This window comes from Streptomyces sp. NPDC087310 (genome assembly GCF_044744405.1).
In the GTDB taxonomy this organism is placed as follows: domain Bacteria; phylum Actinomycetota; class Actinomycetes; order Streptomycetales; family Streptomycetaceae; genus Streptomyces.
Genome location: NZ_JBIUYF010000001.1, coordinates 858,692 through 873,550, shown reverse-complemented (window position 1 = coordinate 873,550; position 14,859 = coordinate 858,692). Strand labels below are relative to the sequence as shown.

General features: G+C 72.5%; 11 protein-coding genes. 6 read left to right on the top strand and 5 right to left on the bottom strand.

Going from position 1 to position 14,859, the window contains the following annotated elements; genetic code table 11:
- The first annotated feature begins 252 nt into the window (after nucleotides 1-252).
- Nucleotides 253-1,191 carry an arabinan endo-1,5-alpha-L-arabinosidase gene (locus tag ACIO3P_RS03480; RefSeq protein WP_329827447.1) on the top strand — a complete coding sequence of 313 codons (939 nt, stop codon included), beginning with the start codon at nucleotides 253-255 and terminating at the stop codon, nucleotides 1,189-1,191.
- A gap of 12 nt (nucleotides 1,192-1,203) precedes the next feature.
- The gene (locus ACIO3P_RS03475; protein WP_401850616.1) at nucleotides 1,204-2,691 is read left to right on the top strand and encodes a family 43 glycosylhydrolase; all 1,488 of its coding nucleotides are present in this window, start codon (nucleotides 1,204-1,206) and stop codon (nucleotides 2,689-2,691) included.
- A 95-nt stretch (nucleotides 2,692-2,786) separates the two neighbouring features.
- Here ACIO3P_RS03475 and ACIO3P_RS03470 read toward each other — a convergent pair whose 3' ends face one another.
- Nucleotides 2,787-5,393 (bottom strand): M14 family zinc carboxypeptidase, encoded by a 2,607-nt coding sequence (locus ACIO3P_RS03470; RefSeq protein WP_401850613.1) that lies wholly within the window; start codon nucleotides 5,391-5,393, stop codon nucleotides 2,787-2,789.
- A 127-nt stretch (nucleotides 5,394-5,520) separates the two neighbouring features.
- Here ACIO3P_RS03470 and ACIO3P_RS03465 point away from each other — a divergent pair, with 127 nt between their 5' ends.
- Complete coding sequence (locus ACIO3P_RS03465; protein WP_401850611.1) at nucleotides 5,521-6,339, top strand: EI24 domain-containing protein; 819 nt, start codon at nucleotides 5,521-5,523, stop codon at nucleotides 6,337-6,339.
- A gap of 36 nt (nucleotides 6,340-6,375) precedes the next feature.
- Here the strand turns inward: ACIO3P_RS03465 and ACIO3P_RS03460 are convergent, their stop codons facing one another.
- The gene (locus ACIO3P_RS03460) at nucleotides 6,376-7,659 is read right to left on the bottom strand and encodes a pyroglutamyl peptidase (RefSeq protein WP_401850608.1); all 1,284 of its coding nucleotides are present in this window, start codon (nucleotides 7,657-7,659) and stop codon (nucleotides 6,376-6,378) included.
- A gap of 92 nt (nucleotides 7,660-7,751) precedes the next feature.
- Entirely contained in the window at nucleotides 7,752-8,360 is a 609-nt protein-coding gene (locus tag ACIO3P_RS03455) for a TetR/AcrR family transcriptional regulator (protein ID WP_401850605.1), read from the bottom strand.
- Between the two features lie 140 nt (nucleotides 8,361-8,500).
- Between ACIO3P_RS03455 and ACIO3P_RS03450 the strand changes: the two genes are divergently transcribed.
- The gene (locus tag ACIO3P_RS03450) at nucleotides 8,501-10,987 is read left to right on the top strand and encodes a beta-glucosidase (RefSeq protein ID WP_401850602.1); all 2,487 of its coding nucleotides are present in this window, start codon (nucleotides 8,501-8,503) and stop codon (nucleotides 10,985-10,987) included.
- 82 nt (nucleotides 10,988-11,069) lie between these two features.
- On the opposite strand, the gene ACIO3P_RS03445 is transcribed toward ACIO3P_RS03450, so the two are convergent.
- The gene (locus ACIO3P_RS03445; protein ID WP_329827272.1) at nucleotides 11,070-12,074 is read right to left on the bottom strand and encodes an aldose epimerase family protein; all 1,005 of its coding nucleotides are present in this window, start codon (nucleotides 12,072-12,074) and stop codon (nucleotides 11,070-11,072) included.
- A 20-nt stretch (nucleotides 12,075-12,094) separates the two neighbouring features.
- Entirely contained in the window at nucleotides 12,095-13,033 is a 939-nt protein-coding gene (locus tag ACIO3P_RS03440; protein ID WP_401850597.1) for an SGNH/GDSL hydrolase family protein, read from the bottom strand.
- A gap of 294 nt (nucleotides 13,034-13,327) precedes the next feature.
- On the opposite strand from ACIO3P_RS03440, the gene ACIO3P_RS03435 reads away from it, so the two are divergent.
- Nucleotides 13,328-13,822, top strand: coding sequence for a DUF3145 domain-containing protein (locus ACIO3P_RS03435; protein ID WP_329827275.1), 495 nt, complete (start codon nucleotides 13,328-13,330; stop codon nucleotides 13,820-13,822).
- A 104-nt stretch (nucleotides 13,823-13,926) separates the two neighbouring features.
- The gene (locus ACIO3P_RS03430) at nucleotides 13,927-14,805 is read left to right on the top strand and encodes an NAD(P)-dependent oxidoreductase (protein ID WP_401850594.1); all 879 of its coding nucleotides are present in this window, start codon (nucleotides 13,927-13,929) and stop codon (nucleotides 14,803-14,805) included.
- The last annotated feature ends 54 nt before the right edge of the window (nucleotides 14,806-14,859 follow it).

The following is a 14,859-nucleotide window of genomic DNA, read 5'->3' as shown; positions in this document are numbered from 1 at the left end:
GCGGAAGCGCTTCGACTCTAGCTTCCCGTCCGAAGTAACGATCACAGTTCGACATGCCGAACAACGTGAACGCGAACAGCGTGAACGGCACGAACAGCGTGAACAGCACGAACGGTCCGAACGGTTTCCCCGCACGCCGTAAGGAGAATTCGCGTGAGCCGCACCTTCCGTACCCCCCACGCCCCCCACGCCCCTCACACCCCCCACGCCCCGCGCAGGTCCCGGACGTCCCGCAGGGCCACCCTCCTCGCCCTGCCCGCCGCCGTCCTCCTGGCCCTCGTCCCGAGCAGCGCCTCCGCCTACCCCAACCCCGGCCGGGTCACCGGCGACATCGTCGTCCACGACCCGACGATGCTGCGCACCTCGTCCGGCCAGTACCTGCTCTACTCGACCGGCGACGGCCTCCAGGCCCGTACCTCCACCGACCGGATCGCCTTCGGCCGCAACAGCTCCGCCTTCACCACCCTGCCGGGCTGGTGGTCCACGTACTCCTCGGCCAAGGACCCCTGGGCGCCGGACATCTCGTACCACGGCGGCAAGTACCTGATGTACTACGCCGTCTCGTCCTTCGGCTCCAGCACCTCCGCCATCGGGCTGGCCGGCTCCACCACCGGGCAGCCCGGGAGCTGGAGCGACTACGGCATCGTGTACACGTCCGGCGCGAGCAGCGACTACAACGCCATCGACCCCAACCTCTTCGTCGACGACGACGGCAAGTGGTGGCTCTCCTTCGGCTCCTGGTGGACCGGTATCAAGATGATCAGGATCGACCCGGCCACCGGCAAGCAGTACGCGGGTGACACCGCGCGCCGCTCGCTGGCCTCGCGGCCGACCGGCACCAAGGCCGTCGAGGCGCCCGTCGTGGTCAAGCGGAACGGCTACTACTACCTGTTCGCCTCGTACGACACGTGCTGCGCCGGGACCAGCTCCACGTACAAGATCAAGGTCGGCCGGGCCACCAGTGTCACCGGTCCCTACGTCGACAAGAACGGCGTGAACATGATGAACAACGGCGGCTCGCTCGTGCTGGAGAGCCACGGCCGCTACATCGGCCCCGGCGGCCAGTCGATCATGCCGGACAGCGACGGCGACCTGCTCGTCTACCACTACTACGACGGCCAGGACAACGGCACACCCAAGCTCGGCGTCAACCTGCTGAGCTGGTCCGGCGGCTGGCCGACGGCGTACTGACGGGGGCCGGTCATGACACCCACCGCTCGCGTCGCGGCGACCGGGCGGACCCGCCGTCCCCTGGTCTTCCTGCTGGCCCTGCTCCTCGCCGTGTTCGCCGCCCAGCTCTCCGGGGCCGCCGGCGCTGCGGAGGGGCGCCCGTACACCAACCCGGTCAAGGCGCAGAAGGGCGCCGACCCGTGGATCCAGTACCACGACGGCAACTACTACCTGATCACGACGTCCTGGACGTCCGAGCTGACCATGCGCAAGTCGCCCACCCTGGCCGGACTGTCGACCGCGCCGAGCGTCCAGGTGTGGTCGGACTCCACCTCCTCGCGCTGCTGCAACATGTGGGCGCCCGAGATCCACTTCTGGAACGGCCACTGGTACCTGTACTACGTGGCGGGCCAGGGCATCGCGGACTACAACCCCACCCAGCGCGTGCACGTCCTGGAGAGCGCCGGCGCCGACCCCATGGGCCCGTACACCTACCGCAACCAGCTCGGCGCCGACTGGATGCTCGACGCCAGTCTGCTCACCCTGAACGGCTCGCTGTATCTGCTGGGCAGCGCGAACGGCGGCGGCACGCAGAACCTCGTCATCGCCCCGATGAGCAACCCGTACACCCTGAGCGGGCCCTTCTCCACCATCTCCACGCCGACCCTCGCCTGGGAGCGGTCCGGCGGTACGGTCAACGAGGGCCCCGAGGTGCTGCAACGCGGCGGCAGGACCTTCATCGTCTACTCCGCGAGCGGCTGCTGGACGCCCGACTACAAGCTCGGCCAGCTCAGCTACACGGGGACCAACCCGCTGAGCGCGTCGTCCTGGACGAAGAAGTCCACGCCCGTCTTCAGCCGTGACGACGCGGCCGGGGTGTACGGCCCCGGTCACAACGGGTTCTTCAACTCGCCCGACGGGACCGAGAGCTGGATGGTCTACCACGCCAACGACGCGGCGGGCGAAGGGTGCGACAACGGCCGCACCACCCGCGCCCAGAAGTTCACCTGGAACGCGGACGGCACCCCCGACCTCGGGACCCCCGTCGCCCTCGGCGCCACCCTCGCCGGGCCCTCCGGGGAGAGCGCGGCCACCCCGTCCGCGTACACCGTCGTCAACCGCAACAGCGGCAAGTGCCTTGAGGTGGAGGGGGGTTCGACGGCGGACGGTGCCAATGTGCGGCAGTGGACCTGCAACGGAGCGGCCCAGCAGCGCTGGCGCTTCGAGGATCTCGGCAACGACACCAGCAGGCTCGTCAACGCCGCCACCGGCAAGGTCCTGGACACGGCGGACTGTTCCGTCGCCGACGGCGCCGATCTGCGCCAGTGGTCCTGGCTCAACAACCTCTGCCAGGCGTTCCGGCCGGTCGTCACCGAACAGGGTGGCTGGGTACGGCTCGTGAACGCGCGCAGCGGCAAGGTCGCGGACGTCGCCAACTGCTCCACGGCCGACGGGGCGGACGTACGGCAGTGGTCCTGGCTGAGCAACACCTGCCAGCAGTGGCAGATCAGGCCCGCCTGACACACAGCACAACACAACACAGCACAACAGAGGGGCCGTTCCTCCGGTACCTGTACCGGAGGAACGGCCCCTGCGCGCTCAGGATCCGGACCCGGTCAGCCCGCCGCCGCCAGCAGCGCGCGGCCGATCTGGGGGAACAGCCCCTTCGGGTGGTCGCGGAAGAGCGGCTCCGTGCCGAACAGCGTCACCCGCGCGCCCGTCGCGGATGTCCCGCTGACGACCGACGCCCGGCCCGCCGCGTCGCCCGGGGCGCCCGTACCGTTCTCCGTCGCGCGCCAGTGCCCCGACACCAGCGGGTTGCCGGTTCCGTACGCCTGGTCGACGCGCACCCCGGACCCGAGCTCCGTGAACCAGAGCGGCGAGTAGACGAACGAGTGCGCGGGGGCGCCGCCCGTGACGGTGCCGCCCGTGTTCGTCACGCGGACCACCCCGTTGGCGTCGCCGTTGCCCGCGACCGCCGTGGCGGGCAGCAGCCCGGCGGCGGTGTTGAAGGCGGCCCCGGCCGAGCCGAGGGCGACCAGGCCCCCGCCGTCGCCCGTACCGCCGTGGGCGCCCGCGCCGAGGAAGGAACCCAGGGCCGTACGGGCCGCCGCGCCGAGGTCGGCGTACCGCAGTCCGGACGAGACGAACAGGACGTCCACCGACGACCAGTCGAAGCCCGCGTTGAGCGTGGCCGCCGACACCGGCACCACCTCGAACCCCATCTCCCGCAGGGCGAACACCTCACCCGAGGTCACGGCCGCCGCGACCCGCGTACGGTGCAGCGCGCCCGTGCCCTTCTCCTTCGTGGCGGTGAAGGCGACCCCGTAGCGGTCCGCGAGCACGGCCGCCCGCTGGCGCGCCGACGACGGCACGATCGCTGAGCCGTCCGCCGCCCGCCGTACCTTCACGCCCTGCGCCAGCAGGGAGTTGAGCGCGTCCAGCTCCTTCGGGTCGTCCAGCCGCAGCCGCAGATCACCGGCCGGGCTCACCTGTCCGGTGGGGGCGGCGGCCGACACCGTACGCCCGGGGACCAGCCCCGGCCCGTACGAACCGCCGCTCACCTTCTGGACCTTGTCGACGCTCGCGCCCCACAGCAGCCCGAGGCTCCACCCCGAGATGTCGTACATCGTGGAGACGTCCGCGCTGATGTCCCGGCCCGCGTCCAGGATCACATTGGCCACACCGCGCTTGGCCTGGTGCATGTCGACCACGTACGAACCCGCCGGGTACCACGTCCCCGCGAGCCGGAAGCCGGTGCTCGCACGCCGCACCCGTACGTCGTTGGCGACGAGATGGTCCACCAGCCGGGCCGCCGCCGTCGCCGAACGCTGCCCCGCGCCCGCCGGGATCACATACGCGCGGGGGAAGTCGGTGGTGTACACGTCCTCCGGGCCGATGCCCGGCACCCCCGGCACGGTCTGCTCGGACACCGGCCGCTGGGCCTCGCCCGCCGCGCCCCGCCGAAACGTCTCGATCTGGTCCGCGAGCACCGAAGTCCGGTTCTCCGCAGTCCACTTGAGCGTCGAGCGCATCACCGCTCCGGCGATGTCCGTGTTGATCGCGGAGCGTCGGCGCAACTCGGTGACCGGGAGGGAGTCGTACGAGCTGTTGTTGACCCGCATCGGGAACTCGACGGTGTGCGAGGCCACCGCGCCCTGGAAGGCCATGTACTGCGGGGTGAAGACCGGCGGCCAGTCGTCCCAGCCCTCCTGCTGGTCACGGAAGGGGATGACGGCCGGGTTCACACCGTCCTTCCCGGACGTGTAGCCGAGGCCGTTCACCGCCTTCTCCATGCCGAGGGCGTTGGCGTAGGCGTTCTTCAGGAAGAGGTCGTACTCGTAGTTCTCGCCGTGCGGCGGTGTCGTCGGCTCGATCAGCGTCCCGTTGACGTAGCCGTGCAGATCGAGCATCACGGCGGGCTGCTTGTCGATGCCGATCCGCCGCACGGCGCGCGACTCGGGCTGCGAGCCGGTGATGAAGTCCCGGTTGAGGTCGAAGCCGTTGGAGTTGGCGCGGGTCCCGGCTATTCGGCCGTCCGGGTTGGCGGTCACATTGAGATAGATACGGTTCGACGCGAGCAGCCCGGCCGTCCCGCTGTCCTTGGCCTTCGCCAGCTCCTCGATGAGCTTCAGGGCGGCGTCCGTGCCCTCCCACTCGTTGCCGTGGATGTTGTTGTTGATGAACACCGGTGTCTTGTACGAGGACTTGATACGGCGGTCCTTGGCGGCCAGCGCCGGCGCGCTCTCGATCAGCTCGCGCATCCGCCGCTGCTCCCGCACCTCCCGCGCGCTCTCCGGCGCGGTGACGGTGACGAGATACAGCTCATGCCCGCCCGCCGAGCGGCCCGCGACCTCCACACTCACCCGATTCCCCAGCTTCTGGAGGGCGTTGAGCCGGGGAGCGAGCGAGTGGTACGGGGCCAGGCCCAGCTTGATCGACTTGTCGGCCGGGTTCTCCGGCGGGGCGTCCAGGACGGTGCGGCGCGGATAGGCGCGGCTGTCCGGGAGCGCGGCGCCGCCCCCGCCGGTGGCCGTCGTACCGGTAGGGGCGGCGGTGGCGGCAGCCGCCTGCGGGCCGCTCTCGCGCGGGCCGCTCTCCCGTACGGGATGGGGCCGCGGCGCGTCCTCCCGTACCGGAGCGGCGGAGGCGGGCAGCGGAGCGAGCAGCAGGGCACCGGCCGTGGCGGCGGTGGTCAGCAGGAGCGGTCGGGGTATCCCCATGCGTGGGTTTCCTCCAGTGAGGTGGACGGGGGGAGGGTGATCGACGCTGATCGGTACGCAGGGGTCTACAGGCTGCACCCCGGGACAGGCAAGGGGTGGCCTCGTCCGCGCCGGTAGGCTGACCCCCATGCGTGATCTGGGGTCGGGTTTCGGCTATGTGATGAAGGGCCAGCGCTGGGTCGCCGGTCATGGCCGGTGGCTGGGGTTCGGGCTGCTGCCCGGTCTGGTCACCCTCGTGCTGTACGCGGGCGCGCTCGTCGGGCTCGGGTACGGGGCCGACAACGTGATCGCCTGGACGACACCCTTCGCCGACGACTGGGCCTCGCCCTGGCTCGGGCTCTTCCGCGGCTTCCTTACCGTGCTCCTCTTCGTCCTGGGGCTCTTCCTCGCGGTGATCACCTTCACCGCCGTGACACTCCTGATCGGCCAGCCCTTCTACGAGTCGCTGTCCGAGGAGGTCGACCGCGCGGAGGGCGGCGAGGTCCCGACCTCGGAGCTGCCGCTCTGGCGCGACCTGTGGATCTCCGGCCGGGACAGCCTGCGCATCCTGGTCCGGGTGGCGTTCTACGGGATCCTGCTCTTCGCGCTCGGCTTCATCCCGGTCGTCGGGCAGACGGTCGTGCCCGTGCTCGGCTTCTGCGTCACCGGCTACTTCCTGGCGGAGGAGCTGACGGCGGTCGCGCTCCAGCGGCGCGGCGTCGAGCTGAAGGAACGCCTCGCGCTGCTGCGCGGCCGGCGGATGCTCACGCTCGGCTTCGGCGTCCCGATCGCGCTCGCCTTCCTCGTCCCGGTCGTCGCCGTCTTCCTGATGCCGGGGGCGGTGGCCGGAGCGACGCTGCTGGTCCGCGACCTGACGGGGGAGCGCGAGCCGGAGCCGGACGACACGGCCGCTGGCGCGGGGGCGGGGGCGGGACGGCCCGGCGTACCGCTCACACTGGAGAAGTAGCCGGGCACGTCCGCGCGCGTCCGCGTCCGCTCGCGCCTACGAGGCGTCGGCGGCCACGGTGATGATCGACCGGAGCTGCGCGATGATGTCCAGCCGGTTCTGTACGAACTCCGGGTCGGTCACCGTCCCCGTCGCGGGGTCCGTGTTCCCGGCCCCGAACTGGAGCACCGGCGTGTGCACATGGCCGCCCGGAATGTCCTGGCCGAGCCGGTCGCGCAGCAGGGTCGCCCGGTAGGCGATCTCGTTGGAGAGATAGTCCCCGCCGCCCCCGGCGCGGGCCGCGGAGCCGGGCGTCGGCCCGTCAGGACGCACCACCGGGGCGGTGGCGCCCGCCGGGACCTCGGTCACGGACGTGTTGTCGTAGACGGGGAAGCGGCCGGTGTCCGCCGCCACGATCGAGCGGTACGGCAGGCTGGTCACCGTCCACTGCGGCTGCGAGGCCGGGTCGCTCACCGGGACGAGGCCGGTCTCCGAGACGTTCTCGTTGTCCCCGAACCCGCCCCGCCAGGCACCGTTGAACCGCTCGACGTCGATCCGGCCGACCCGGCCCTGGCTGACCGTGGTGAAGAGATCGGCCCGCGCCAGCGGCCCGCGCAGCGCCCGCTCCACCGTCCCGTCGGCGAAGTCCTGCCAGCGGACGGGGAAGACGGCGGCCTCGATCCTGGCCGGCCCCTCGGCGGTCTCGACGACCGTGCCGTCCAGGGCGAGCGCGGTCGCCCCCGACGGGTTGCTGATCCGGATGTCACGGTCGAGGGTGAACGGGTCGAAGCCGGTCACGACGATCCGCTTGACGTCCTTGCGGTCCGTCCTGGGGAAGGCCATGGAGTCCTGCCCCCGCGAGGTGCGCTCCAGCGTCCCGAGCAGCCGGGCGCGCGCCGCCTCCGACAGCCCGAACCTTGGCTGCCACTGCCGCAGTTCACGGCTCATCGCCAGCCGCGCCCAGTACAATGGCCGGTCGTCGTCCCGGCTCAGGTCCCCGAGCGCGGGCCCACGCCCCTGCGCCCGGTCCACCGCCTGCCGCCACAGCCGCGCCCCCTCCCGCCCGACGGCCCGCTCGGCCGCCCGGTACGACGCGGCGCCGCGCAACGCCCGTACGAACCCGGGCGCCACCTGGTCGAACCCGCTGCGCCGCAGGATCTCCCGCGGCACCGCCCGGTCGAGGCGCTGCTCCTCGACGGTGGGCGTGGCAGCCCTCGCGGCCGGGGTGGCGGAGGCGGCCGGAGGCAGTACGGCGAGGGTGAGCGCGGCGGTGGTGAGCAGCACGATCCCGAGCCGATCGGGCCGTACGCGCAGGCGTATCCGTAGGGGCGTGAGTCTCACGGGAGTCCTTCCGTCGGGTGGCGGAAGTATCGCCTCCGGACAGCCCTGTTGACCATGGCCACGGGTGGACCGGCCGGGGAGAGGCGGCAGACTCAACCGGGTGAGCCCGTGCCCCCCGGAGGCTCCGTGCCGTGTTCCTCCGCCCGCAGCAGGGTCAGGAAGTCGCGGAACGCCGCCGGCATGTCCACGGACTCCGGGTCCAGCAGCCACTGGTACTGGAGTCCGTCCAGCACCGCCGTCAGCAGGGGCGCCGTCTGTTCCGGGGTCAGGCCGCCCGGCAGGCGGTCGCCGAACTCGGAGCGCAGTACCTCGGTCATCTCGGCCCGCACCTGCGTGTAGCGGCGGGTGAAGAACTCCCTCGCCGGATGGGATTCCGTCACGCTCTCGCCGAGCAGCGCCGAGAAGGTCTGCACGATCCCGGGGCGCATCGCGTTGTACTCGACCAGTGAGCCCAGCAGATCGAGCCGCCACCCGCGCCGGCCGTCGCTGCGCCCGCCCGTGTCCCACTGGTCGCGTTCCTCCAGGACGGCGAGGAGCAGCGCTTCCTTGGTGGGGAAGTAGTGCAGCAGCCCCTGCTGGGTCAGGCCGGCGCGCTCGGCCACCGCGCCCAGGGTCGCGCCGCGGTAGCCGCGTTCCGCGATCACTTCGAGGGTGGCGCGGAGGATGTCCGCGCGCCGCTCCTCGCTTCTGGCCCTCGCCATCGCCCGCTCCCTCGTACTTCCTCGTACTTCCTCGTGCTTCAAAAGTAACGGAAAAATAACCAAACTTACCGGTCTACAGAATTGGGCGTCCCCATGTAACCATTCCTTCGACCGCCAGTACTCGACGAGGAGGTACGGCCGTGGCCGACGCACCCACCACCCGGGCCGATGAGGCACGTGGCGCCGCCGTCGCCGCGGCCCTCGGCGCGCTCGATCTGGACGCCAAGGCCCGGCTGCTGGCCGGCCAGGACATGTGGTCCCTGCCCGGCCTGCCCGAGATCGGGCTCGCGTCCCTCGTCATGTCCGACGGGCCCGTCGGGGTACGCGGAGTGCGCTGGACCGCGGGCGACCCGTCCGTGGCGCTGCCGTCCCCGACCGCGCTCGCCGCCTCCTGGGACCCGGGGCTGGCCCGCGAGGCGGGCCGGCTGCTCGCGCAGGAGGCGCGCCGCAAGGGCGTGCACGTCCTGCTCGCGCCGACCGTCAACCTGCACCGCTCGCCGCTCGGCGGCCGGCACTTCGAGGCGTACAGCGAGGACCCGTACCTCACCGGCGAGATCGGCACCGGCTATGTGCTCGGCGTCCAGGACGGCGGGGTCGGTACGACGGTCAAGCACTTCGTCGCCAACGACGCCGAGACCGAACGCTTCACCGTCGACAACCTCGTCGCCCCGCGCCCCCTGCGCGAGCTGTATCTCGCGCCCTTCGAGGCGATCGTCGCCAACGCCCACCCATGGGGCATCATGGCCGCGTACAACCAGGTCAACGGCTCCACGATGACCGAGCACCGCTACCTCCAGAACGATGTGCTGCGCGGCGAATGGGGCTTCGACGGCTACATCGTCTCCGACTGGCTCGCCGCGCGCTCCACCGTCGGCGCGCTCCTCGGCGGTCTGGACGTCGCGATGCCGGGGCCGCGCACGGTCTACGGCGAGGCGCTGGCCGCCGCCGTACGGGCCGGGGACGTGGCGGAGTCCGCCGTCGACGACGCCGTGCGCCGGGTCCTGCTGCTCGCCGCCCGGGTCGGCGCCCTCGACTGCGCGCCCGCCGCCGTCACCGCCCCGCCCGCGCCGATCGACGGCGAGGCGCTGGCCCGCGAGATCGCCCGCCGTTCCTTCGTCCTCGTACGGAACGAGGAGCGGGGCGGCAGCCCCGCGCTCCCGCTGGACCCGGCGGACGGGACGATCGCGCTCAGCGGCGCCGCCGCCCGCGACGCCCGGGTCCTCGGCGGCGGCTCGGCGACCGTCTTCCCCGACCATGTGGTCTCCCCGCTCGACGGCCTCACCGCCGCGCTCCCGCCGGGGCGTCTGACGTACGCGATCGGCGCCGACCCCAGCGACGAACTCGCCGACGCCGCCCAGGGGTTCGAGCTGACCGCCGTCTGCCGGGACGCCGCGGGGCGGGTCCTGGGCACCGCCCCCGTCCCCGACGGCCGGGTGCAGTGGGCCGGCAGCGACCTGCCCGACGGGGTCACCCACGAGACGCTCCACTCCATCGAGCTGACGGGTACGTTCACGCCCCGGGAGAGCGGCGAGCACGCCTTCGGCACCCGGGGCCTCGGCGGCTTCCGGCTGACCGTCGGCGGCGACGTCCTCTTCGAGGGCTCCCAGGAGCCCGGCCCCGGCGCCGACCCGTTCGAGGAGTTCTTCGGGGCGCCCGCGGAGCGCGCCCGTACCACCCTCACCGAGGGGGAGCGGGTCGAGGTCTCCCTCCGGTACACCGTCTTCACGATCCCGGACGCCCCGATCAGCGCCGTCGCGTTCTCCCTGCTCCACCTCGGCCCGCGCCACGACCCCGACGAGCTGATCGCGGAGGCCGTCGAGGCCGCCCGGACCGCCGCCACCGCCGTGGTCGTGGTCGCCACGACGGAGCGAGTCGAGTCCGAGGGCTTCGACCGCGAGAGCCTGCGGCTGCCCGGCCGTCAGGACGACCTCGTGCGCGCCGTCGCCGCCGTCAACCCGAACACGGTCGTGGTCGTCAACACCGGCTCCCCGGTGGAGCTGCCGTGGCGTACGGACGTGGCCGCGGTGCTGCTGACCTGGTTCCCCGGCCAGGAGGGCGGCGGGGCGCTCGCCGACGTCCTGCTCGGCGCGGCGGAGCCGGGCGGCCGGCTGCCCACCACCTGGCCCGCCGTCCTCGCCGAGGCTCCGGTCACCAGAACCACCCCGGAGAACGGTGAACTCCCGTACACCGAAGGCGTGTTCATCGGCTACCGGGCCTGGGAGCGGGCGGGCGCGACCCCCGCGTACCCCTTCGGCCACGGCCTCGGCTACACCCACTGGGAGTACGAGACGATCGCCGCCACCCCGGAGGAGGCGTGGGTGCGGGTGCGCAACACCGGACCGCGTACGGGCCGCGAGGTCGTCCAGATCTATCTCGCGCCGGTGATCGCGGCGGAGGCGGACCAGGCGGAGCGCCCGGCGCGCTGGCTGGCCGGCTTCGCCTCCGTCGAGGCGGCCCCCGGCGAGCGCGTCGACGTACGGATCCCGCTGCGCCGCCGGGCGTTCGAGATCTGGGACGAGGCGTCCGACTCGTGGCGGTACGTCACCGGTACGTACGAGGTCCAGGCGGCCCGCTCCGTCACCGACCGCCGGCTGAGCACCCTCGTGGAGGCCAAGGGCCTGGCGTGAGGTGAGCGGGCGGGAGCGAAGACGTGCGGCCCCGGGGCGGAACCTGACACCACCCCGGGGCCGCACCCCTGTGCGCGGCGCGTCAGCGCGTGGAGAACCGGCAGACCGTGGTCGACGCGTACACCTCGCCGGGCCGCAGCACCGTGCTCGGGAAGTCCGGCCGGTTCGGCGAGTCCGGGAAGTGCTGGGTCTCCAGCGCGATCCCGGCGCCGGGCCCGAACGGCTTCCCGTCGAAGTGGTCCCCGGTGTAGAGCTGGAGCCCCGGCTCGGTGGTGGTGATCGTCAGCACCCGGCCGGACGCCGGGTCGTACAGCTCGGCCGCGAACGCGTCCTCCGGGGCGCCGTCGCCCCGCCCGCCGTCCAGGACGAAGTTGTGGTCGTAACCGGGGCCCACCGGACGGGACGTGCGGAAGTCGAAGCGCGTGGCGTCGACCGGCGCCAACTCCCCGGTCGGCAGGAGGGAACCGTCCACCGGGGTGATCCGGCCGGCCGTGATCCGCAGCTCGTGCCCCGCCGTCGCCGGAGCGCCGCCCGCGCCGCCCAGGTTCCAGTACGTGTGGTTGGTCAGCGCGATGTGCGTGGGGGCGTCCGTCACCGCGCGGTACGCGATGCGCAGCGCCCCGTCCTCGTCCAGCGTGTACGACGCCGACACGTCGAGGCGGCCGGGGAACCCCTCCTCACCGTCCGGGCTGACCCGCGACAGCCGTACCCCGTACTCGTCCCCGCCCACCGGCTCCGCGTCCCACACCCGCCGGTCGAAGCCGTACGCGCCGCCGTGCAGGCAGTTCGGCCCCTCGTTGGGCGTGACCCGGTGCACCACCCCGTCCAGGGTGAAGGCGGAACCCGCGACCCGGTTCGCGTAACGGCCGACGAGGGCCCCGTAGTACGGGCCCCGGTGGTCCAGATAACCGGTGAGGTCGGGGAAGCCGAGGACGATGTCGGCGACGGAGCCGTTCCGGTCGGGAACCTCCACCGACTGCACGATGCCGCCGTACGTCAGCAGGCGTATCCGGGTACCCGCCCGCTCCAGGGTCCAGCGGTCGACGGGCGTACCCTCGGGCGTGGCGCCGACGCGCTCGGTGTTCATGACAGTCACGATCAAGCACCCTACGCGGGCGGCCGCGCCGCCGTGACATTGCGGTACGCGATCTCCGCCAGCCTGCCCTGCCCGTTCTTGCTGGGGTGGAACCAGTCCCAGGGGCTGAGCTGCTTGCCGCTGAACCGGAAGGCGAAGACCTCGCCGCCGTCGTACCGGCAGCGCTTGTCCTTCGCGCACACGTCCCGCAGCGCGCCGTTGTACGCCACCACCCGCTCGTACACCAGATCCCGCCGCTCCTCGGCGGCCTCGCTGTCGTCCTGGGAGTCGCCGAGCATCGACGCGCAGATCCCGAGCTTCCAGACCTGACGGCCCAGCGGATTGCCGCGCCCCGTCGACCAGAGCCGCTTGAGGTCCGGCACGCTCGACACGTACACCTGCGCCTTGGGCGCGCTCGCGCGGAGTTGGCGCAGCGACGCCTCGAACGAGGACTTGAAGGTGTCGACCGGAGTCATCCGCTGCGCCGAGTTCCGGCAGGCGTCGTTGGCGCCGGCCAGGACCGTGACCAGCTCCGGTTCGTGCTGTGCGGCCCGCGCCATCTGGGCCGGCAGATCGGCCATCCGGGCGCCCGTCTCGGAGAAGTTCCAGGTCTTCTCCGCGAGCAGCTCCGCCGGCGGAGAGCCGAGCAGCCGGTAGGCGAGGCTCCGTACGGCGCGGTCCGTACCGGTCGCCCAGGACACCTCGGGGCAGTCCGCGAGCACCCCGCAGGCGTCGAAGCCACGCGTTATCGAGTCCCCGACGGCGGCGACGGAGGACGGGCTGCGGTCCCAGACCGGGGTGGGGCGCGGCGAGGGCCTGGCCGCCTCCGCGGAGGAGTCGGAGGAGGCGGGGCCGGAGGAGGTGCACCCGGTGAGCACCCCCGTCCCGGCGAGGACGGCGGCGGTCACGGCCGCGACCACGGTACGGGCCCGTCCGGGCCCGCCACGGCTCCGCAGGCTCTCTCCTCGCATCTGGCCTCCCGATCGGCGTCCGTTACGTGCGCTCGGTCTTCCGGGGGGCCGGCCGCCCCGGGGCCGTTCGGGCGAGTGAAGGCTTCGCGCATATCGGCCTCGGGACCGACGGTACGTCACCCCGGGCACCCCACCGCACGATAGCTTTTCCCACGTCGAAACAGAGGCGCCTGATCGCTCGGCTCCGGTAAATTACCTCACGTCACAAGCTGTCCCTTTTGCGGAGTTTCACTCCCGATGCTGTTTACTGAGGCCGCTGGGAAAGGCGAACCTCGTCCCACACTGGAGGTCCCGGTGACGACACGTGGAGTTCTGTACATTCACTCCGCACCGCGCGCGATGTGTCCCCATGTCGAATGGGCGGTGGCCGGAGTACTGGGGCTACGGGTCCAGCTCGACTGGATCAGGCAGCCGGCCTCACCCGGCACCTGGCGGGCCGAGGTCTCCTGGAAGGGCCGGGCGGGCACCGCCTCCAAGATCGCCTCCGCGCTGCGCGGCTGGCAGATGCTCCGCTTCGAGGTCACCGCGGAACCCTGCCCCACGGCCGAGGGCGAGCGCTACAGCGCCACCCCTGACCTGGGCATCTTCCACGCGGTCACCGGCATGCACGGCGACATCCTGGTCCCCGAGGACCGGCTGCGGGCCGCACTCGCCCGCGCGCAGCAGGGCGAGACCGTGCTGGCGGCGGAGATCGCCAAGCTGCTCGGCAAGCCGTGGGACGACGAACTGGAGCCGTTCCGGTACGCGGGCGAGGGTGCCCCGGTGCGCTGGCTCCACCAGGTGGTCTGAGCGGACGCCCGGTCGGTCCGGCTGGTCCGGTGGGTCCGGTCGCGGCGCGCCCGTGCGGCGGACCGGCCCGTGCGGGTGACCGGGGCCGGGCCTACGGTGGCCCTATGGCTGACACACTCGCAGTAGCCGTCCTCGGCACCGGAATCATGGGCGCCGCGATGGCCCGTAACCTCTGCCGCGCAGGACTCGACGTACGCGTCTGGAACCGCACCCGGGCCAAGGCCGAACCTCTCGCCGCCGACGGCGCCCGGGTCGCCGGGACCCCCGCCGACGCGGTGAGCGGCGCGGACGTCGTCGTCACGATGCTGTACGACGGACCGGCCGCGCTGGAGGCGATGGAGGCCGCGGCGCCGGGCCTGCGCCGTGGCGCCGTCTGGCTCCAGTCGACGACGGTGGGCGTCGAGGCCATCACCCCGCTGGCCGAACGGGCCGCGGAGCAGGGGCTGCTCTTCGTCGACGCCCCGGTCCTCGGCACCCGGGCCCCCGCGGAGAGCGGCGACCTCCTGATCCTGGCCGCGGGCCCGCAGGAGGCACGGGGGCCGCTCGCCCCGGTCCTGGACGCGGTGGGCAGCCGTACCGTCTGGCTGGGCGAGGACGGCACCACGGCGGCGGCCACCCGGCTCAAGCTCGTCTGCAACAGTTGGGTCCTGGCCCTCACCAACGGCACGGCCGAGGCGCTCTCCCTGGCCAAGGGGCTCGGCGTGGACCCGAACCACTTCCTGGAGGCCATGTCGGGCGGTTCGCTGGACTGCGGCTACCTTCACGTCAAGTCCCGGGCGATCCTGAACGACGACTACACGCCGAGCTTCACGGTCACCACGGCGGCCAAGGACGCCCGCCTGATCGTCGCGGCGGGCGCGGCCGAGGGCGTACGCCTGGACCTCGCGGCGGCGGGCGCGGAACGCTTCCGCCGGGCGGAGGCCCAGGGGCACGGGGAGGACGACATGGCGGCGACGTACTTCGCGAGCTTCGGCGGCTCGTAGCGACAGCCGAGCGGGAACGGCAGCGGAGCGGGAACGGCAGGAGGCGGGGACGGG